The organism is Vibrio sinaloensis DSM 21326 (assembly GCF_000189275.1).
Taxonomy (GTDB): domain Bacteria; phylum Pseudomonadota; class Gammaproteobacteria; order Enterobacterales; family Vibrionaceae; genus Vibrio; species Vibrio sinaloensis.
Genome location: NZ_AEVT01000006.1, coordinates 62,113 through 84,535, shown reverse-complemented (window position 1 = coordinate 84,535; position 22,423 = coordinate 62,113). Strand labels below are relative to the sequence as shown.

The window sequence follows — 22,423 nt, the reverse complement described above, 5'->3', positions numbered from 1 at the left end:
ACCAGTCCTGACACATAATTAACTTTCCCTCAGAAAAATCCTATATCTACTAGTGATTAATGTCGCTGCGTGTCAATATTGAGGAAACCTTGGCTTCTTTCAAAAGAACATAAAAAGAGCATTGGAATGAATTCGTTACTTTCATATCTACCAACCAACGTCAGTGTGCTGTTACAGCAGTGGGATACCAACGTTGTCTTGATAACCATTGCCAGCTTCCTCGCTTGGTTGATATGGCGAGTGGTGTATGGCCGATTGGAAATTTTAGTCAGTAAAACCCATTTTCATTGGGATGATTTGACCCTAGCTGCATTAAAAACCCCAGTCAGTACCTTGATTTGGTGTTGGCCTGCCACTGTCTCACTCGGCTTCTTGCTCCAAGACCACATGGGAGACAAACTCAACTGGTTAAGTACGCTCAAGCTGTTACTCATCATCGGTATTTTTGTTTGGATAACCATGCGTTTGATAAACAATATTGAAGAGTACGTACTCGAGCAAAAGAGCCGTGATGAGACCACGGTTCAAGCGGTCGCTAAAGTCTCCCGCCTGTTCTTCATCGTCATTGGCGCGTTAACCGTAATGCAGGCGTTCGGCTTGAGCCTATCGGGCTTACTGACCTTTGGTGGTGTTGGTGGTTTGATCGTTGGTCTTGCCGCTAAGGACCTGCTCTCCAACTTCTTCGGTGGCATGATGATCTACTTTGACCGACCGTTTAAAGTAGGAGACTGGGTTCGCTCCCCGGACAGACAAATCGAAGGAACGGTTGAGCGTATCGGTTGGCGCATGACCATAATACGCACGTTCGACAAACGCCCGCTGTATGTCCCGAACTCAGTATTCAGTAACATTGTGGTAGAAAACCCTTCCCGAATGCTTAACAGACGCATTTACGAGAACATCGGTATTCGTTACGACGACAGTGAGAAGGTCGCGATTATCGTCGATGAGATAAAAGCGATGTTAGGCCAACACCCCGACATAGATACCCAGCAAACATTGATCGTAAACTTCAACGCCTTCGGACCTTCCTCACTCGATTTAATGGTCTACACCTTTACCAAGACGGTTAACTGGATCCGTTACCACGAAGTGAAGCAAGACGTGTTGCTAAAGATTATGGCGATCATTCATACGCACAATGCCGATATCGCCTACCCGACCCAAACCATCAAGCTTGAACCTCAGCACGCTGGCGAAGCTAGGTCTCAATAGAATTAAGTCACAATAGAATTAGGCCCTCTGACAGGGCCTTTCTATTAAAACTATCAGTAATTTCGTAAACCCTAGCCAATCAGAAAGCGACTACAGACCCACCTAGCCTAAATAATCACAATCCTCCGCTCTTTTTAACCAGCTCCTTACGAGCATCATTGAGCGGATAATCCATGTATCGTTTCTTACTGCTGATCACTTTGGCTTTAACAGGGTGCGCAAACGGCTTACCTAACGTAACAGCTGATATTGAAGATGACATTGAGCATGACAACGAGAAAATCTTTGTTGGCATCCCATTTTTACTTGGTCTGGAAGGATCCGTCGCTCGACTTGATGACGAATGGCTGGTAACGGCGGCGCACAATAAACCCATCTTAGAATTAACGGGGAAAGACGTGTTCTATCACCCGACTTGCGATATCGCTTTAATCAAGAATCACGGTCATACCGAACACGATGTAGGGCTGGTGTTTCCCGGTCAAATCGTCACTCATATTGGCTACCCTCTCGGCTTGCCTATCTCTTCAAGTGAAGGGGAATACGTTGGAGACGTAAAAGTTTATGGTTGGGATAAATGCCAAATGTCAGGTACTACAGGCGTCATTATGGTTGGTATGTCCGGTGGTGGTGTGTATAACCAAGCAGGTGAATTGATCGGGGTGAATCACGGCTTTGTTAGCGGCAATGTCAAATGGCCTAAACGAGCCATTGATAGCCCCGCTGTTTTTGTTTCTCTATACGCTGTAAGAGATTGGTTGTCTTCCATTACCGGGCGCGAATACTTTGGTAAATCGTAAGTAACTGGATCACAACAAATAAAAAGGTCAACAAACTTGCTGACCTTTTTTACTACGACTGACTTACAGGCTCTCGTTCAACCAGATCTTCAGTATGCTGAGCGATCCAATATAGCCAAATCATGGTCAAGCTGACGGCGAAACACAGACCAAATAGCCATTGAGCACCAAACCATTCAACCATTGCACCACCCAACGCCGGCCCAAGCGCAAAGCCTAACGAGTAGAGAGCTGTGGCGCCAAAATAGGACCCACGCAAGTGCGCTGGCGCCAATCTATCAATTTGCACATTGAGCGTTGGGAAGGTGATCACTTCGCCAATACTGACAATGAAACAGGCGACTCCCCAACCTAGCGCCGACTGACTTGGCGTAAATATAAACGCCAATTGACCAACAGCGATCGCCATCATCCCTATCCGAGTTCGAGTGAAAAGCGGCAGTTTTTCCATCAATTTAAGAACCGGAAACTGGAACAGCACTATGGTTAAGGCATTTACCATCATCAACAATGCAATCAACTTAGCGGCGTCTTCAATCCCACTGCGAACGATGACTTGAGGAACCGATGATTCTAATTGGGCGTAAACAAACATCAAAAGCAAGTTTGCGACCATTAATAAAACAAAGATCCTATCTCGGCTAATGACTTTTAGAGTTTGACGAAAATTCGGCAATTGCGAACGGTCAGGTTTGGTATAACTGCTTTTCCGTTCGATACCAAACAAAATCCAGCCGCTATACAACAGATGAGTAACGCCAGTAATGATAAACAACATCTGTGGATTCGCCAGCGCCAGCGTTACACCGATAAGTGGCCCTACCGCCGCGCCAATGTTAAGCAAAAAATAACGAATATTGAGCGCTAACTCTCTGTCTTTCAAATCATCGAGCGAGTCACCGATTACCGCTTTAGCTGGCCCATCAATCAATGGTCGCATAAAGCCCGCCATCAAGATCAACACGTAGAAATGCCACACTTCGCTCGCTAAGCCGATTCCCGTATAGGCAAAAAACGCGATGATGCAGCCAGCCACCATGATCCATTTACGGCCAAATTTATCCGACAGATAGCCAGAATACAGTCCTGTTGCAGACCCAGTCACGGCAGACAAAGCCAACATACTGCCTACCTCGATAGCTGATGCGCCATAATCTTCATATAAAAAGACAATCAAAAAAGGCCAAGCCATAAAGTAGCTGGTTCGGGCAATCAGTACACCGACAAATACTGTCCAGACTGGCAAATTAAAACGCCTAATACGCTCCCATTGAAAAAGACTCTGTTCTTGATCCATGCGCCCTCCCTCTGCGATCCCTTGTTGCATATCTGTTATCGAGTATAAGGAGCACAAATCAAAATAAAAGAACTATTTTGACTCATTCGCCATTATCCGCAAAATACGAAAATATGAGGAAAAAGATTAATGATATAAAACACTTAGATAAACCAAAGCACAAAAAAACAGGCCAACTATTCGCTATATAATCTGGATTTTATTGATAAAACTTAGTTTTAATCTCGTTTATGATTACGATTGGGTATATCCGCTATATATCTCTTTACATCGCTAGGCAGTCTCTTCAATTTAAAATCCCTTAATATCGAGCTATGCATCTTTTGTGTTCAGATAATTACTGACCACTACCCATCAAAGTAAACGTTGATGTATACTTTTGACATAGAAAATGAGCACACAGTTCAGCTTGAATTGGTACTGGTAGCGCGAATGATAAAAAGAAGCGATATAAAACAAGATGATATAGTTAGGGCTGCAATAGAGGTCTTCTCGCAAAAGGGCTTGAAGCAAGCAAGTATGGAAGGGATCGCTAAACACGCTGGAGTCTCTAAGCGTACGCTGTATAAATACTACCCCAACAAAGATGCTTTATTTGAGGTCATTGTCGACAAGCTAATGTGTCGCTTTGATGAGCGATGTAACTTAACGTACAAATCGGAGCAATCGCTAACATCACAATTGACAGAGCTTACTATGCAACAAATGTGCTACGTCAATACCGACGAATTTCAAGTCACGGCTCGACTGGTAATGGCAGAATGTATCCGCTGTCCGGATGCCTCGCAGTTGCTGAAGGACAAGTTTGAAGAGATTGGTAGCTCATGCACCCTTAACGAGTGGGTACATCAAGCTCAAGATGCAGGTGCTATCAAAGTTGATAATGTATCACTCGCGGTTGAGCAGTTTATTGGCAGTATTAAGGCTGTCGTATTTTGGCCTCAACTTATTGCCCATCAGCCACCTGCGACTTGCGAGCAAGTTAAAGAAGCCATCGATAATGCTGTCCATCTATTCATTTCAGCATACGGCGTAAAAATACTTAATAACTAGAAGCCAAATAGCTAGTTTGATGGTTGAGCTGCGGCGATGTTGCTGCTGATCGCACTCATTGCACCAGAAAACGCTGTTTGCAAATCGTTGTCGGTCACGAATACCGCTAAAACCATCGCGGAGATAATAACGCCTATAATCGCATACTCAATTGCGGTCACTCCGCGTTGGTCAGCGAAAAAAGCATGAAGATGTGAAAAAAGTTGAGATTGTAACTTTGTCAGCATTTCAGGACTCAAGTGTTTAGTGTTGATATCTGGACGATCCACATTTGGAACGCAAGTCTATAAATCTAACCTCATATATTCAAGGTTATTTTGTTAAAGCTTTGAAGAATCACCTTTTAAATATAGGCCAAACGGATAAAGCCCTACTGACAAACGGCAGTAGGGCCTCTATCTATTGTTACTGGTCGTGCACGAAAACGTTATGATCTAGCAGAGACGAAACAATATCCATAGAGCTCACACCATCAAGTTGAACTTGCGGTGCTAAATCTTGCACAAGAATCGTCTGCTCCCCTTGGCCATCACCAGGGTTTACCGTTAGCTCAATATCAGAGCCATCAACGACCTTAGCATCGATATGTGAAAGTAGGGTGTCAATATCCACCGCAGGCTCTTTGAGCTCCGGCAACACCTCTCTTAAGTCAATCTTATCGCCGTCTGCAACATTAAAGTCAGTGATAGTATCTGTGGCGCCATCATCGATAGTGAGCCAGACAAAGGTATCCATTCCATCACCGCCAGTTAGGATATCCGAGCCAAGTCCACCTTCGATGATATCATCGCCATCCCCGCCGTTAAGGGTATCATTACCATCCCCACCACGTAGCACGTCATTACCACTACCCGCCAACAACTCTGCACTTCCGCCTTCACCAAGCAATTGCATGTCATCACTTTCAATGGAACGATCCACAGTAGAAAGATCAGCGACCACATTTAGCTGAATATCCAGCGGCGTTGAGTCCGCGGTAGTACCGTTGGATTCCTCAGAAACCGCAGTAATGCTTAGAGTATGATTGCCGAGATCAGCCCCCTCTATTTTAAGGCTATCAATCGCATCGGCAGAAACTGTCCAAACACCAGCGGAGAGCGAGACACTGCCTAATTCACTGGTTAACGTCGCCTCTGCTGGCACACCTGTGATATTCAACGCTAAGCTTTCATTGCTATCCGTTAAAACAGCCGTCAAACCCACCAAAGCAATACCATTCACGCTAGAAGTCTGCGTTGCACTGATATTGCGGATATAGTTGAAGCTAGGGTCGAGGCTTAGTACTGGCGCGTTAGCGACTGGAGTCACGCTAATTGAATGATTGCTGGTATCTTGCATCACCATCCCTGAAGGATTGCCTGAATCCGTTGCCGTGACAGTCAGGTCAATGATATCGACTGGCACAAAGCGAGCATCTAGCATGACACCTGTACCGCTCACAGGGTTATCCAGCAATGCATTTAGCTCACCGATAGTGCCACTTAATGTGATACTACTGCCTGTTGCGGGCACCACACTGATTGAGGAGCCCACGGGCAACTGAACACTCAAGCTACCATAGTCGACACTAAGCTCAACCGACATTAGATCGGTTGCTGATGCGCCCACATAATCAACATCACTAACCGAGATGCCACTGATCAACTGTCCTGCGTTCTCGTCAATCAAAGGAGTAATATCGTCAGTGTCTAACTCGGGCTTGTCGTTAACACCCAGTACCTCCAAAGATATTTGGGCATTGTCCTGTTTGAAGTCATTTGTGCCATTGGTGGTACCATCATCTTCAATGGTGTAATTAAACTTCACGTTGCCATTGAAGTCTTCAGCTGCAGTAAAGGTCCAGGATACACCATCTGGGTTCTGTACTAGGGTACCTTGGCCCTCAGCGATCGACACATCAATCACTTTAATCGTGTGATTCTCAATATCCGACGTCGCATCAATCAGCTGTTGAGCAGTAATGACAATCTGCCCCTCTTCAGCGATGCTTCCTAGATCGACATCAGAGGCCTCCGGCTCATCGTTCACTTCCGTCACTTTGATGACAAAGTTGGCTTGATTTGTTGAAGAAGAACTTGGAATTGCAGGATCAATTGCACCGTTATTGCCGCCATCATCAACAATGGCAGTAACATTGACTGAACCCGCCGAATTGAGGTCGTTGCTGTTCATGTCAGGAGTAAATAAGATATTACCCGCTGCCATTGCCGCATTAATGTTGGCGACAGTTCCTAAGATGATTAAGTCACCATCACCGTTCACGCTCAACGATAAATTAAAATCGTTCGCCGTATCCGGGTCAAAGTTCAAGCTTCCTTTATCAACTTTAAGGGTAAGCGTGTAAGTCGCATTAGGATCATCATACTGAGCATCAATATCCGAAATTTCAAAGCTATTGATGGCTATCGCATGATCTTCTTGCGTTTCTAAATCGATCACATTGACGAAAATCGGCTGATCGTTAATAGGATTTATCGTAAGTGCAACTTCAAAATCAACCGCTGGCCCCAAATACTCAGTTCCCGAAACATCTTTATCGACCGCTTGAACCGTCACTTTTAGTGGACCATCAATACCTAATACGTTGCCCGCATCACTATTATGCTCACCCGAGTTAAATACGATCTTATCGACTTTCTGAGCGTCAATACTCACAACCCAAACATCATTCACCGCGTCATAGGTACCGAGGTTACCATCAGCATCATAAATTTTTCCGTCTGCAGGTACATCACGGACTTCAATCCGCACTGTCTCTGGTGCATTTTCGGAATAAACCCCACTTCCAGTCGCCGACAACACTTTATCGACAATCGAGGCATTGATGGCAATATCGATGTTTTGCCCTTCGTCACCCGATACCGACTCGGTTGCATCGACATCAACAACATCGCCTTGCGGAGTAACCGTTAGCTTAAAGTCCGGCAAATTGCCCGCTTCCGTAGGTACACCCAGCAATGATTCTTGGGTAAATACCGTAAGGCCAAACTCAGCCGTACCACTAAAGTGCTTAGGAGGAAGGACCGATATATCATCAAGGTTCAACGAGGTATTCGCACCCGCCGGTAATTGAACACTCCACTCTCCACCACCGTTGTTTTTCACGGTATAGCCACTAGAAGAGTCAGCAGTCAGTAAGAAACCTTCTGGTACGTCAGTGAACTTAATAGAAACAAACTGCTCTGAACCATCGAGGTCAGTCAACGCAATTGAGACGCCCCCCGAGCTGCCGAGAGATATTTCATTGTCCTCAACGCCTGTAATTTCAATGGTTTGATTAGGATTGCTACCCGGGCCTGTTACTTGCACCGGATCGACAACAGGCACAACATCAAAGCTTACGCTAGTATTAAAGTCCTTACTGTCGGAAGTGATCTGAGTCGGCGCTAACTCATTAAATGTCGCGGTATCCGTTACCGTTCCTGACACGTTGATCTTGACGCTATTTTGGTCATTGCCTGTTGGGTAATTCAGTTCTGGTTTGAATAGAACGTCATCTAACGCACCTGCTGCGATTTCGGCTTGGCTAAACGTCAACACATCGCCAAGCGCTTGATAGGATGAAGTACCATCCCCATTATCGACCAATTGATAAAAGGCCCCGAGTGTTGGTTGGTCTAGGCTAAGTGTGATTGACGAAAGAACTTCGTTCCCCCCTTCAATACCCGTGACCTGATCGGCAATTTGGTGACCAAAGCTCAACTGGATATAGCTGTCTTCATAAGCAACCTTATCTTGACCTGATGTACCATCTTGGTCGATAGGGTTCTGGCCTGCGTCAAATGAACCTTCAACTGACAGAGTGATTTCAGGCTCGTTACCTGTCACATCCGCAATCGGATCGACTTTGACGATCACGTTACCATTAGCCGTATTCTCATCACCAGACGTTGTGTCTTTTGTAATGACGGTAAGCGGCAATCTAAAGTCACCCGAATAATCATCAGGAAGATTGAGCATTAGGCCAGCGAAGCTCTCTACTTGGCCTGTTGCTGATATCTCAGTTTGGAATACATACTGACCATTAACGAAATCGACTTCCCCACCCGATATTGAGATTGGGAAAGTGATACCGTCAACGGTCACACTGTTATCAATGATGATCGTCACTTCATCAGCCGAACCATCGGCGTTGGCAAAGTTGATGATGCTGTCTAGCTGATCGCCCAAATTAACCTGATTGTCCTCAGTGGCAACTATTTCACTGTTTTCCGCAATGGCAATATCCGCAGCAACTTCATTGCCGGCAATGACTTCTTCAGGGAAGGATAAGGTCAGTGAAGTATCACGCAATGACGTTTTCGAGTTTTCATTGCTATCTTCACCTTCATCAATGACCAAAGTTTCAATATTAAGCTTTATGTCATTGTAAGCTGCCGCATTATCGTCACTGGTGATGCCCGGAGTAAGGTCTAAGCCATGTGGCGCGCTAATGCTAAACGCGTCTTCATCAGTGATGATCCATCGGCCACTACCTTCATAGGCAGCCCCCGTCACCAACAACTGGCTCAACACATCTTCTGACAGCGGAGCACCACTGGTCGTGGTAAGAGTGATAATGACATCCTGAACGATTTCATCGGAAGAGAGGTCGGTCTCTTGGTATTTAACCACGTACTCTCCGTCCCATCGCTCAACGCCATTGTTGTCTAACTCAATATTGTCACTGTTGGTAGTAAAGCGAATAACACCTTGTCCATTGGCCGTGATGGTATTACCGATACTGGCACCAGATTCATCAGTCACAATCAGCTTATTGTTTGTATCCTCTGGCTCGACAATTGGCCGAACTGTCACTGCAATTTCACCGGTAATGGTTGCTGTGACTCGTCCCCCCTCGCCAACAATACTGTCGCTGGTGTACTCGTGGTCGCGCTCTTCTACCTCTACCACAGTGGTCAAGGTAAAATCGCTACTCGAGTCTTTCGCTGGCGTAATCTGAACAAAATTGTTGGCCAACGCATCTTGTGTGAACTCAGCGGCACTTTGCCCTGCTCCCGGAGTAATGACTAAGGTCCCTGTCAGCGCATCGAAACTCACCGTCACATCGTTGTTATTGACATCGACGCTGGCTCCAACTGGAATACCGTTTATCGTGATTGAGGTAAAGTGCTCATCACTGTCGATGTAGTCTTGCCCTTCAGGGTGCCAATCAATATTAATGGGTGAATCTTCGTTACCAACAGAAGTATTGGTGTAGGTACTCGACGTATCAATCACTGGAGCGACATTGATACGTATTTCTTGCTCGAACGAACGGCTATGACCATTATTTTCTGTAACGATCACTGTACCTTTGATGTGAATATTTTCTGTCGAGGAATCAACCGGACGAACGATGATACCCGACGAGGTATTGAAGTCTGTAATATTCGCTTCATACGTTGGTTGACCATTTACGTCATAGCCAACGAAATTAAGGTCTAATTGGGTTCCATCACTGTCTTCAATCACCACACCAGGAGGGATCTCAGAAAGGATCACGGTTAGTGACTCGGAATCATCTGTTGGCTTATCCCCAACTTCACCAGACACGATAGAGAAGTCTAGAGTTGCAAAACTATCACCATTTTGGCTCTCATTAATGGTCGTTTCTAAACCAGACACCGCACCATCCGTAAACTCCGTCCAATGGTTACCCAGTGCCGCTCCTTGTGGAATGTCGGCAACGCCAGTTACGCTAACGTTTACTGTTTTAGTGCCGAGAACCGTTTCATCGACGGTGGCTGTCGGTGACGTGCTGAGATCGGCACTATCTTTAACAACTCCAGTGACATCAAACTTAAAGTCAGCGTTGCTGTGCAGTTCTGGGTTAACCTCAACATGAATCAACTGATCGTAGGGCACCTCTTGGTAAGTCACACCACCGACCGTTACGGTCGTAATCTGACTTGGTGCAGGTCCCTCCCAAGACAACGTCGCATTCTCGGTAATGTTTGAGATTCGAACATACAAAACTTCCGAACCATCAGAGTCAATCGATGGCGTCATTTGAATCACTTCACTCAAGGTGAAAGGTTCTTTATCGACACTTGGATCTAAGGTGTCCTGATCTTTAGCATTATCTTCAAAAATACTGATTCGGTTAACGCTAAAACTGCCTCTGTCTGCGACAGGTCGAACGTCAAAAACTAACTCTTTAGGCTGCTCAGACTGAGCTTGCTCTTTATCAGTAAACGCATTATCCGCTTCTGTCGTTACGGCTACCGCACTGATTTTTATCGTGCCTGAGAAGTTATCGTTCGGGTTAACTTGGATAGTATTGATATCAGCAGCCGAAACGATGTAGTCACCATCAGCGTTAGCCGTCAAAGGGGCACCGTTTTGGTCGAGCAAGGAAAAGTCTCCATCGCCTTGCGTTACCGTCAGCTTATAGCTAATGGTTTCAGCAGCAGAGGCTGGGTCAGCATTATCTTGGGTGACCGCACTGAGCTGGATAACCGCATTCACTCCGTCTTCATCAAGAACATAATGTTCTGTCGTGTTGGCATCATCCCAAGTTGGTATATCCGCAACACTCTTCACTTCGATGTTAAATCGAGAGTTGATCGTGTGATCAAGCACCCCATTGTTATCAATTTCTAGCTGATAACGGATGTTAAAGCCTTGTTCGTTGGTCGAGTAGTGGCGATCAGGCACAAAATACAAATTTTCAATCGTCGAGATTTGATCACCGTTACCATTTACAATCGCACTTTGCTGAATAAGCGATCCATCGAAATAAATATTGCCGGAAGCATCGGCTGTTAACTCAACATACTCATTGCCATCATGGTAGAAGAAGGTACCGTGATGCTGGCCTGCTCGAATAGTCATGCCCCCAATCGATTCATTGTTGTCTGGATCGTAGAGGTTAGCCTGCACTTGAATCTGAGTGGGAGTGCCTACATTAGGAATATCCTGTTGATTATCCTGAGCATTTGCTTGGTCAACACTAACTGGGTTGTTAAGGTTGTAATAAATCGACGGATCACGGCCTGCATCTTCAAATGTCACAACGTTCAACGTGATAGCGGATGCTTTACGATCTTCGATCGTAATTTCCAATGGCGCCGTTGAGGTATCTTTGTCCCCATCCGTTGCTGTGACATTGATCGAGAAGACAAAATCGTCGCCATCGTGCTCTAAATTATCAAACGCTCTAAATTCAATCTCACCATTCGAATTGATGCGCAGTTGGCCGAGCTCCCTTACAACGCGGTCACCAGCATCATTTTCATACTCTTCCGCAACCGTGATTCGTTGTGAACCTGAGTTCAAATCAACGTTATCAACGTAATTTGCGCCTTGTTTGAACAATATTTCAGATGAGCCATCAGTGGTGCCGTGAATGCTTGTTAACTCTGCACCATCTGCACCTTTATCGGTTGAAACGTCAAACAGGTTAACTTTAGTGCCTCTATAGCCTTGACCTTCGATGCGAGATATCTGTTGCTCAGTCACAAGAGGCACATCATCTTTAATGGTAATAGGCAGTGTAATCGGGTTAGAGATGTCACCATCGAAATCTGTAGCTTGAACAATGAAATCGAGCTGCCACGTATTATCTGCATTGCCATCTGGATGTTCGATAGGCCTTAACAAGTCAAACGAGTAACTGTTATCAGAAGTATCGAACGTTATCGACAGCACAGGTTGATTGCTTTGTGATGTTTGTGCGACGTATGTGAACTCTGTTCCATTGACTGAAACAGGCAACCACTCCAAGCTTTCACCGCCACTTTGCAAATTATCAAGCGTGCTATCGGCATTAGTGAGTTCATACTCAACGATTGAATCCGCACCTTCATCAACAACGAAGAAACCGCCAATCTGCGTATCATCACTTTGGTCAGAACCAATGCCACTCAGGTCATCTTCATCGACGGACTTCTCACCGGTCGAATCCAAAAGAATGGGCTTGTCATCATCAATATTAATCGGTAACGGGTAGCTATTTGAAACATCGCCATCACCATCCAAAGCAATCACTTCGAATGGAACGGTTAAGCTATCTTTATCCACTGGATGATCTAGAGCTTCTTTCAGTTCGAAGCGATAGGAACCATCGTCACCAAGCTCTAAAGTGAACACGACTTTATTTCCAGCCATTGCTTGGTAGCTGGTCGCATTCGCAGCACCATCGTATTTTTCGATAGTTAGATCGACCCCGCCTGATGAGAGCCCATCAATGGCATCATTCATGTTAGCTAACGAGAAACTGTCGACACTGTCAGCCCCGGGCGTGAACTCAAACTGTCCTGATGCAACGGCTGAACCAGAGAGATCATTCTCATCGACACTGAAACCGCTCACACTCGTCGTGTTATCGATAGTCGGATTGTCATCTTGAACGGTTATCTTCAAAGGTTTCATCGTCGATTCGTCGGTATCACTATCGACCATATAGACAGGAAGGTTAAAACTTAACGAACTGTCTTTCGCACCCGAAGAAGCGTGGTCAATCGCTTCCAGCAAGGTAAAGGTGTAATCGGCCTTGTTAGTCGCATCAAAATCTAAGGTGAAGACGGTAGTTTCAACGCCCGTTGCCGAGGTGGTGAAGCCGATGTATTGACCGGAGTCTGCCGGCTCTTCACGCAGCTCAACCACCAAACCGTTGGATTTAAGCGAATCGTCCGTGTTGAACTCATTCGGCTCTAAGCGGAAGTGACTAAGGTTGTCACTGCCTTCACTGTAATCGATGGTGCCCTTGGCTTGCACGGGGTTAACGCTTGGCGTAGAGCCATCCGTAAGCTGAGATTCCGACACACTCACCGACGGAATGGTGTTAATCACCGGATCGTCACCATCTTGAAGGGTGAGTGTCACCGTGGCACTGACGCTGTCTTTATCGACATCACCGGAAGTGACCGTGATGGTTTTAACGATATCGCCCGCCGAATGGTCAAGATCGCGGTTCGGCTCAAAGCGCATTTCACCGTCTAGGGTGATGTACAGCGTGCCTTCTGGGTAATCGAACTTCTGCTCACCCGTGATGGTTTGGTCAAGTGGCTGCGCCGTATTGTCACCAAATTTGAATTCAGTAATCGTCGCGCCATCAGCGCTTTGCGCAGGCATCACATCAATGGTTGCGGTGGTTGGGCTCTCGCCTTCATTCGGCTCGGTGATGGTCCAAGCGCCGTTTTGCATCAGCTGCACATCATCGGTCACTGTGATATCAAGATTGACCTTGGCTGAGTTATCACCGTCGCTGTCAACCATGTACACAGGCAGGGCAAAGTCGAGGCTGTTGTTGCCCGATGCATCGGCGTGGTCAATCGCTTCCAGCAAGGTGAAGGTGTAATCGGCCTTGTTAGTCGCATCAAAATCTAAGGTGAAGACGGTAGTTTCAACGCCCGTTGCCGAGGTGGTGAAGCCGATGTATTGACCGGAGTCTGCCGGCTCTTCACGCAGCTCAACCACCAAACCGTTCGAGGTTAGTGAATCGTCAGTGTTGAACTCATTCGGCTCTAAACGGAAGTGGCTAAGGTTATCACTGCCTTCACTGTAATCAATGGTGCCCGTGGCTTGCACGGGGTTAACGCTTGGCGTAGAGCCGTCGGTCAATTGGGACTCAGAGACTGTCACTGACGGAATGGTGTTAATCACCGGATCGTCACCATCTTGAAGGGTGAGTGTCACCGTGGCACTGATGCTGTCGTTATCGACATCACCGGAAGTGACCGTAATGGTTTTAACGATATCGCCCGCCGAATGGTCAAGATCACGGTTCGGCTCAAAGCGCATTTCACCATCTAAGGTGATGTACAGCGTGCCTTCTGGGTAATCGAACTTCTGCTCACCCGTGATGGTTTGGTCAAGTGGCTGCGCCGTATTGTCACCGAATTTGAATTCAGTAATCGTCGCACCATCGGCGCTTTGCGCGGGCATCACATCAATGGTTGCGGTGGTTGGGCTCTCGCCGTTGTTCGGCTCAGTGATGATCCAAGCGCCGTTTTGCATCAGCTGCACATCATCGGTCACTGTGATATCAAGATTGACCTTGGCCGAGTTGTCGCCATCGCTGTCGACCATGTACACAGGCAGGGCAAAGTCGAGGCTGTTGTTGCCCGATGCATCGGCGTGGTCAATCGCTTCCAGCAAGGTAAAGGTGTAATCTGCCTTGTTCGCCGCATCAAAGTCTAGGGTAAAGACGGGGGTTTCAACGCCCGTTGCCGAGGTGGTAAAGCCGATGTATTGGCCGGAGTCTGCCGGCTCTTCACGCAGCTCAACCACCAAACCGTTCGAGGTTAGTGAATCGTCAGTGTTGAACTCATTCGGCTCTAAACGGAAGTGGCTAAGGTTGTCACTGCCTTCGCTGTAGTCGATGGTACCCGTGGCTTGCACTGGGTTAACACTTGGCGTAGAGCCGTCGGTTAATTGGGACTCAGAGACTGTCACTGACGGAATGGTGTTAATCACCGGATCGTCACCATCTTGAAGGGTGAGTGTCACTGTGGCACTGACGCTGTCGTTATCGAAATCGCCCGAAGTGACCGTGATGGTTTTAACGATATCACCCGCCGAATGGTCAAGATCTCGGTTCGGCTCAAAGCGCATTTCCCCGTCTAGGGTGATGTACAGCGTGCCTTCTGGGTAATCGAACTTCTGCTCACCCGTGATGGTTTGGTCAAGTGGCTGCGCCGCATTGTCACCGAATTTGAATTCGGTGATTGTCGCGCCATCGGCGCTTTGCGCGGGCATCACATCTATGGTTGCGGTAGTTGGGCTCTCGCCTTCGTTCGGCTCAGTGATGGTCCAAGCGCCGTTTTGCATCAGCTGCACATCATCGGTCACTGTGATATCAAGATTGACCTTGGCCGAGTTATCACCGTCACTGTCAACCATGTACACAGGCAGGGCAAAGTCGAGGCTGTTGTTGCCCAACGCATCGCCATGGTCAATCGCTTCCAGCAAGGTGAAGGTGTAATCGGCCTTGTTAGCCGCATCAAAATCTAGGGTAAAGACGGTGGTTTCCACGCCCGTTGCCGAGGTGGTAAAGCCAATGTATTGACCGGAGTCTGCCGGCTCTTCACGCAGCTCAACCACCAAACCGTTCGAGGTTAGCGAATCGTCAGTGTTGAACTCATTCGGCTCTAAGCGGAAGTGACTGAGGTTATCACTGCCTTCGCTGTAGTCGATGGTGCCCTTGGCTTGCACGGGGTTAACGCTTGGCGTAGAGCCATCCGTAAGCTGATATTCCGACACACTCACCGACGGAATGGTGTTAATCACCGGATCGTCACCATCTTGAATGGTGAGTGTGACAGTTGCCGTTACTTCGTCCTCATCAAGGTCTTTAGTCGTAACCACGATTTGTCTAACGATATCGCCCGCCGAATGGTCAAGATCGCGGTTCGGCTCAAAGCGCATTTCCCCATCTAGGGTGATGTACAGCGTGCCTTCTGGGTAATCGAACTTCTGCTCACCCGTGATGGTTTGGTCAAGTGGCTGCGTCGTATTGTCCCCGAATTTGAATTCGGTGATCGTCGCGCCATCGGCGCTTTGCGCAGGCATCACATCCATGGTTGCGGTGGTTGGGCTCTCGCCTTCATTCGGCTCAGTGATGGTCCAAGCGCCGTTCTGCATTAGCTGCACATCATCGGTCACTGTGATGTCGAGATTGACCTTGGCCGAGTTGTCGCCATCGCTGTCGACCATATACACAGGCAGGGCAAAATCGAGGCTGTTGTTGCCCAACGCATCGGTGTGGTCAATCGCTTCCAGCAAGGTGAAGGTGTAATCGGCCTTGTTCGCCGAATCAAAATCTAAGGTGAAGACGGTGGTTTCAACGCCCGTTGCCGAGGTGGTAAAGCCGATGTATTGACCGGAGTCTGCCGGCTCTTCACGCAGCTCAACCACCAAACCGTTGGATTTAAGCGAATCGTCCGTGTTGAACTCATTCGGCTCTAAGCGGAAGTGACTAAGGTTGTCACTGCCTTCGCTGTAATCAATGGTGCCCGTGGCTTGCACAGGGTTAACGCTTGGCGTAGAGCCGTCTGTGAGCTGAGATTCCGACACACTCACTGACGGAATGGTGTTAATCACCGGATCGTCACCATCTTGAATGGTGAGTGTCACCGTGGCACTGACGCTGTCGTTATCGAAATCACCCGAAGTGACCGTGATGGTTTTAACGATATCACCCGCCGAGTGGTCAAGATCGCGGTTCGGCTCAAAGCGCATTTCACCCTCGAGGGTAATGTACAGCGTGCCTTCTGGGTAATCGAACTTCTGCTCACCCGTGATGGTTTGGTCAAGTGGCTGCGCCGTATTGTCACCGAATTTGAATTCGGTGATTGTCGCGCCATCGGCGCTTTGCGCGGGCATCACATCAATGGTTGCGGTGGTTGGGCTCTCGCCGTCGTTCGGCTCAGTGATGGTCCAAGCGCCGTTTTGCATCAGCTGCACGTCATCGGTCACTGTGATGTCGAGATTGACCTTGGCTGAGTTGTCGCCGTCGCTGTCGACCATGTACACAGGCAGGGCAAAGTCGAGGCTGTTGTTGCCCAACGCATCGCCATGGTCAATCGCTTCCAGCAAGGTGAAGGTGTAATCGGCCTTATTCGCCGCATCAAAATCTAGGGTAAAGACGGTGGTTTCAACGCCTGTTGCCGAGGTGGTAAAGCCAATGTATTGACCGGAGTCTGCCGGCTCTTCACGCAGCTCAACCACCAAACCGTTGGATTTGAGCGAATCGTCCGTGTTGAACTCATTCGGCTCTAAACGGAAGTGGCTGAGGTTATCACTGCCCTCGCTGTAGTCGATGTTACCCGTGGCTTGCACTGGGTTAACGCTTGGCGTAGAGCCGTCTGTGAGCTGAGATTCCGACACACTCACTGACGGAATGGTGTTAATCACCGGATCGTCACCATCTTGAATGGTGAGTGTGACAGTTGCCGTTACTTCGTCCTCATCAAGGTCTGTAGTCGTAACCACGATTTGTCTAACGATATCGCCCGCCGAATGGTCAAGATCGCGGTTCGGCTCAAAGCGCATTTCACCGTCTAGAGTGATGTACAGCGTGCCTTCTGGGTAATCGAACTTCTGCTCACCCGTGATGGTTTGGTCAAGTGGCTGCGCCGTATTGTCACCAAATTTGAATTCGGTGATCGTCGCACCATCGGCGCTTTGCGCAGGCATCACATCCATGGTTGCGGTAGTTGGGCTCTCGCCGTCGTTCGGCTCAGTGATGGTCCAAGCTCCGTTTTGCATCAGCTGCACATCATCGGTCACTGTGATATCAAGATTGACCTTGGCCGAGTTGTCGCCATCGCTGTCGACCATGTACACAGGCAGGGCAAAGTCGAGGCTGTTGTTGCCCAACGCATCGGCGTGGTCAATCGCTTCCAGCAAGGTAAAGGTGTAATCGGCCTTGTTAGTCGCATCAAAGTCCAGGGTAAAGACGGTAGTTTCCACGCCCGTTGCCGAGGTGGTAAAGCCGATGTATTGACCGGAGTCTGCCGGCTCTTCACGCAGCTCAATCACCAAACCGTTCGAGGTTAGTGAATCGTCAGTGTTGAACTCATTTGGCTCTAAGCGGAAGTGACTAAGGTTGTCGCTACCTTCACTGTAGTCAATGGTGCCCGTGGCTTGCACTGGGTTAACGCTTGGCGCAGAGCCGTCGGTCAATTGGGACTCAGAGACTGTCACTGACGGAATGGTGTTAATCACCGGATCGTCACCATCTTGAAGGGTGAGTGTCACCGTGGCACTGACGCTGTCTTTATCGAAATCACCGGAAGTGACCGTGATGGTTTTAACGATATCGCCCGCCGAGTGGTCAAGATCGCGGTTCGGCTCAAAGCGCATTTCCCCATCTAAGGTGATGTACAGCGTGCCTTCTGGGTAATCGAACTTCTGCTCACCCGTGATGGTTTGGTCAAGTGGCTGCGCCTTATTATCACCGAATTTGAATTCAGTAATCGTCGCACCATCGGCGCTTTGCGCAGGCATCACATCAATGGTTGCGGTGGTTGGGCTCTCGCCTTCATTCGGCTCAGTGATGGTCCAAGCGCCGTTTTGCATCAGCTGCACATCATCGGTCACTGTGATATCAAGATTGACCTTGGCTGAGTTATCGCCATCGCTGTCAACCATGTACACAGGCAGGGCAAAGTCGAGGCTGTTGTTGCCCGATGCATCGCCATGGTCAATCGCTTCCAGCAAGGTGAAGGTGTAATCGGCCTTATTCGCCGTATCAAAGTCCAGGGTAAAGACGGTGGTTTCAACGCCCGTTGCCGAGGTGGTAAAGCCAATGTATTGACCGGAGTCTGCCGGCTCTTCACGCAGCTCAACCACCAAACCGTTGGATTTAAGCGAATCGTCCGTGTTGAACTCATTCGGCTCTAAGCGGAAGTGGCTGAGGTTATCACTGCCCTCGCTGTAATCAATGGTGCCCGTGGCTTGCACTGGGTTAACGCTTGGCGTAGAGCCGTCTGTGAGCTGAGATTCCGACACACTCACTGACGGAATGGTGTTAATCACCGGATCGTCACCATCTTGAATGGTGAGTGTGACAGTTGCCGTTACTTCGTCCTCATCAAGGTCTTTAGTCGTAACCACGATTTGTCTAACGATATCGCCCGCCGAATGGTCAAGATCACGGTTCGGCTCAAAATGCATTTCCCCGTCTAGGGTGATGTACAGCGTGCCTTCTGGGTAATCGAACTTCTGCTCACCCGTGATGGTTTGGTCAAGTGGCTGCGCCGTATTGTCACCAAATTTGAATTCGGTGATCGTCGCACCATCGGCGCTTTGCGCAGGCATCACATCAATGGTTGCGGTAGTTGGGCTCTCGCCTTCGTTCGGCTCAGTGATAGTCCAAGCGCCGTTCTGCATCAGCTGCACATCATCGGTCACTGTGATATCAAGATTGACCTTGGCCGAGTTGTCGCCATCGCTGTCGACCATGTACACAGGCAGGGCAAAGTCGAGGCCGTTGTTGCCCGATGCATCGGCGTGGTCAATCGCTTCCAACAAGGTAAAGGCGTAATCGGCCTTGTTGGCCGCATCAAAATCTAGGGTAAAGACGGTGGTTTCAACGCCCGTTGCCGAGGTGGTAAAGCCGATGTATTGACCGGAGTCTGCCGGCTCTTCACGCAGCTCAACCACCAAACCGTTCGAGGTTAGTGAATCGTCCGTGTTGAACTCATTCGGCTCTAAGCGGAAGTGGCTAAGGTTGTCACTGCCCTCGCTGTAATCAATGGTGCCCGTGGCTTGCACGGGGTTAACACTTGGCGTAGAGCCGTCGGTTAATTGGGACTCAGAGACTGTCACTGACGGAATGGTGTTAATCACCGGATCGTCACCATCTTGAAGGGTGAGTGTCACCGTGGCACTGACGCTGTCGTTATCGAAATCACCGGAAGTGACCGTGATGGTTTTAACGATATCACCCGCCGAATGGTCAAGATCGCGGTTCGGCTCAAAGCGCATTTCACCGTCTAAGGTGATGTACAGCGTGCCTTCTGGGTAATCGAACTTCTGCTCACCCGTGATGGTTTGGTCAAGTGGCTGCGCCGTATTGCCACCGAATTTGAATTCGGTAATCGTCGCACCATCAGCGCTTTGCGCAGGCATCACATCAATGGTTGCGGTGGTTGGGCTCTCGCCGTCGTTCGGCTCAGTGATGGTCCAAGCGCCGTTTTGCATCAGCTGCACATCATCGGTCACTGTGATATCGAGATTGACCTTGGCTGAGTTGTCGCCATCGCTGTCGACCATGTACACAGGCAGGGCAAAGTCTAAGCTGTTGTTGCCCGATGCATCGCCATGGTCAATCGCTTCCAGCAAGGTGAAGGTGTAATCGGCCTTATTCGCCGCATCAAAATCCAGGGTAAAGACGGTGGTTTCAACGCCCGTTGCCGAGGTGGTAAAGCCAATGTATTGACCGGAGTCTGCCGGCTCTTCACGCAGCTCAACCACCAAACCGTTCGAGGTTAGTGAATCGTCAGTGTTGAACTCATTCGGCTCTAAACGGAAGTGGCTAAGGTTGTCACTGCCTTCGCTGTAGTCGATGGTACCCGTGGCTTGCACTGGGTTAACACTTGGCGTAGAGCCGTCTGTGAGCTGAGATTCCGACACACTCACTGACGGAATGGTGTTAATCACCGGATCGTCACCATCTTGAATGGTGAGTGTGACAGTTGCCGTTACTTCGTCCTCATCAAGGTCTTTAGTCGTAACCACGATTTGTCTAACAATATCACCAGCAGAGTTGTCAAGGTTACGATTAGGCTCGAAGCGCATCGCCCCATCTAACGTGACATAGAGAGAACCTTCTTCAAAATCGAATTTTTGCTCACCCGCCACATCTTGATCAAGTTGCGAACTTGGATAATCCCCAAATTTGACCTCAGTAACAGTCACCCCATCAGCACTTACACCCGGTGTGACGTCAATAACCGCCGTTGTCGCTGATTCACCCGTGTTAGGTTCTACGATGGCCCAAGAGCCATCTTGCATTCGCTGCACGTCATCGTTAATTGTGACTGAGAGAGGCAACTCGGCCGATCGGTCGCCATCGTTGTCTATGGTATAAACCGGCAACGTAAACGAGAGATCATTAGAGCCTTGCCCATCAGTATGATCAACCGCTTCTAGTAGAGTAAAGGTATAACGTCCTTTTACATTGCTATCGAACTCTAGAGCAAAGACTGGAGTTTCGGTGCCATTTGAACTGGTCGTGAAGCCAATGTATTGACCCGAGTCAGCCGGCTCTTCTCGTAGCTCAACATCAAGCCCCTTAGAAGTTAGCGTCGAGTTGGCATTAAATTCATCAACGTCAATTTGGAAACGCTCAATGATGTCACTGCCTTCGCTATAAGTGATATCTCCACTAAACTGGACGTCTCCCGCAATTGGGGTTGAACCGTCTGCTAGCTGTGATTCTTTGACCTCAGCACTCGGTATTGAGTCAATGACGGGATCACCACCATCTGCGATAGATACTTGAGCTATGATTGGTGCTTGGATTGAATTCCCGCCCGCATCGCTGCCAGTAATTTCAAAGGTAAGGGAAATTTGGTCGTCATTAATTGTGACCAGCCCTGAACCTACTGACGAAAGATGGTCAATTGGTTGTGAAATTGTCGTCGTTAGATCCAAGTTAATATCTTTACCAACGTTGCTGGTATCAATATCAACACGAAGCACCTCGTTAGAGCCAATAACACCAACGATAGCGTTCTCTGATGCGTCGTAGCTAAACGAAACCGCTTGCCCACCGGAGGTAATATCGGTGTTCAACTCGTTAATCAATGCGGTAAGAGATTCCGTGGTAGGGGTAAACGAGCTGGCATCTAAACTCAGGTCACCCGCTGACACCGTGATACTTGAAGTGATGGACTGAGGGTACGTACCTAGACTTATCGAGCCTTCAACTAAAGACTCAGTGATCGATTCACCACCCGCAGCAAAAATCAGCGGTCTTTGCTCTTCATCATCGTCAATGTCGGTTGCATTAGCGAAGCCTTGAGTTTCAAAAAACGTGCTCGCGAGTACTTCGGCGCCGTTGTAATCAATAGTGACAAAACCCGCATTAGCCGAGCCTGAACCCACACCACCAGCGGCCGTTGCTTCTAAGATCTCTGTTGGGTCAGCTCCGCCTAAAATGGCTTCCTGGATCACGTCAACATCTAAAGCGGTTTGCAGCGAGGGGTCAAGTTGTTCAGAGTCTACTGAAATATCGCCGTCTACTTCAGCAAATCCCCAGCCAGCAGCCTCATCTAAACAAGCGACACAATTCTCTTTGAATGTGATATCTGATAACACCAGAGTAGAGCCTTGAGAAGTAATAATGATCTCATTGGGTGCGACGACATCGCCCACTTGCGCTTTTCTGGCTTCCCCAGTCGAATTCACGATGACAACGTCACCAGTCACTTGTTTGATGTCAGCAGCTTGACGCAAAACTTCAACGTCCATAACTTCTCCTTTTACTCGCGGCAAAGACTAATACGAGTCACTATTAATTATTATTTTTTCGATAGTTAGTGCTAAAGGTACCAAATTTATAATTAAATGCGAATTTGGCGGGCTTTCTGCCACATTTAATTTCTTATTTATTAATTATAGA

General features: G+C 48.2%; 6 protein-coding genes. 3 read left to right on the top strand and 3 right to left on the bottom strand.

Annotation, left to right across the window (positions count from 1 at the left end; genetic code table 11):
- The first annotated feature begins 126 nt into the window (after window positions 1-126).
- Together RH45_RS01310 and RH45_RS01305 are read left to right on the top strand one after the other, a co-directional pair.
- Window positions 127-1,215: a mechanosensitive ion channel family protein gene (locus tag RH45_RS01310; RefSeq protein ID WP_008072847.1), complete on the top strand. Its 1,089-nt coding sequence runs from the start codon at window positions 127-129 to the stop codon at window positions 1,213-1,215.
- A 173-nt stretch (window positions 1,216-1,388) separates the two neighbouring features.
- Window positions 1,389-2,015: a serine protease family protein gene (locus RH45_RS01305; protein ID WP_008072846.1), complete on the top strand. Its 627-nt coding sequence runs from the start codon at window positions 1,389-1,391 to the stop codon at window positions 2,013-2,015.
- A gap of 52 nt (window positions 2,016-2,067) precedes the next feature.
- On the opposite strand, the gene RH45_RS01300 is transcribed toward RH45_RS01305, so the two are convergent.
- Window positions 2,068-3,312, bottom strand: a complete 1,245-nt coding sequence (locus RH45_RS01300; protein WP_008072845.1) for an MDR family MFS transporter — start codon at window positions 3,310-3,312, stop codon at window positions 2,068-2,070.
- Window positions 3,313-3,744: 432 nt separating this feature from the next.
- Here RH45_RS01300 and RH45_RS01295 point away from each other — a divergent pair, with 432 nt between their 5' ends.
- Window positions 3,745-4,365, top strand: a complete 621-nt coding sequence (locus tag RH45_RS01295) for a TetR/AcrR family transcriptional regulator (protein WP_039958115.1) — start codon at window positions 3,745-3,747, stop codon at window positions 4,363-4,365.
- 11 nt (window positions 4,366-4,376) lie between these two features.
- Here the strand turns inward: RH45_RS01295 and RH45_RS01290 are convergent, their stop codons facing one another.
- Window positions 4,377-4,592, bottom strand: a complete 216-nt coding sequence (locus RH45_RS01290; protein WP_039958114.1) for a Flp family type IVb pilin — start codon at window positions 4,590-4,592, stop codon at window positions 4,377-4,379.
- A gap of 178 nt (window positions 4,593-4,770) precedes the next feature.
- A complete protein-coding gene (locus RH45_RS01285; RefSeq protein WP_008072841.1) occupies window positions 4,771-22,272 on the bottom strand; it encodes a retention module-containing protein in 17,502 nt (5,833 codons plus the stop codon).
- Window positions 22,273-22,423 lie beyond the last annotated feature (151 nt).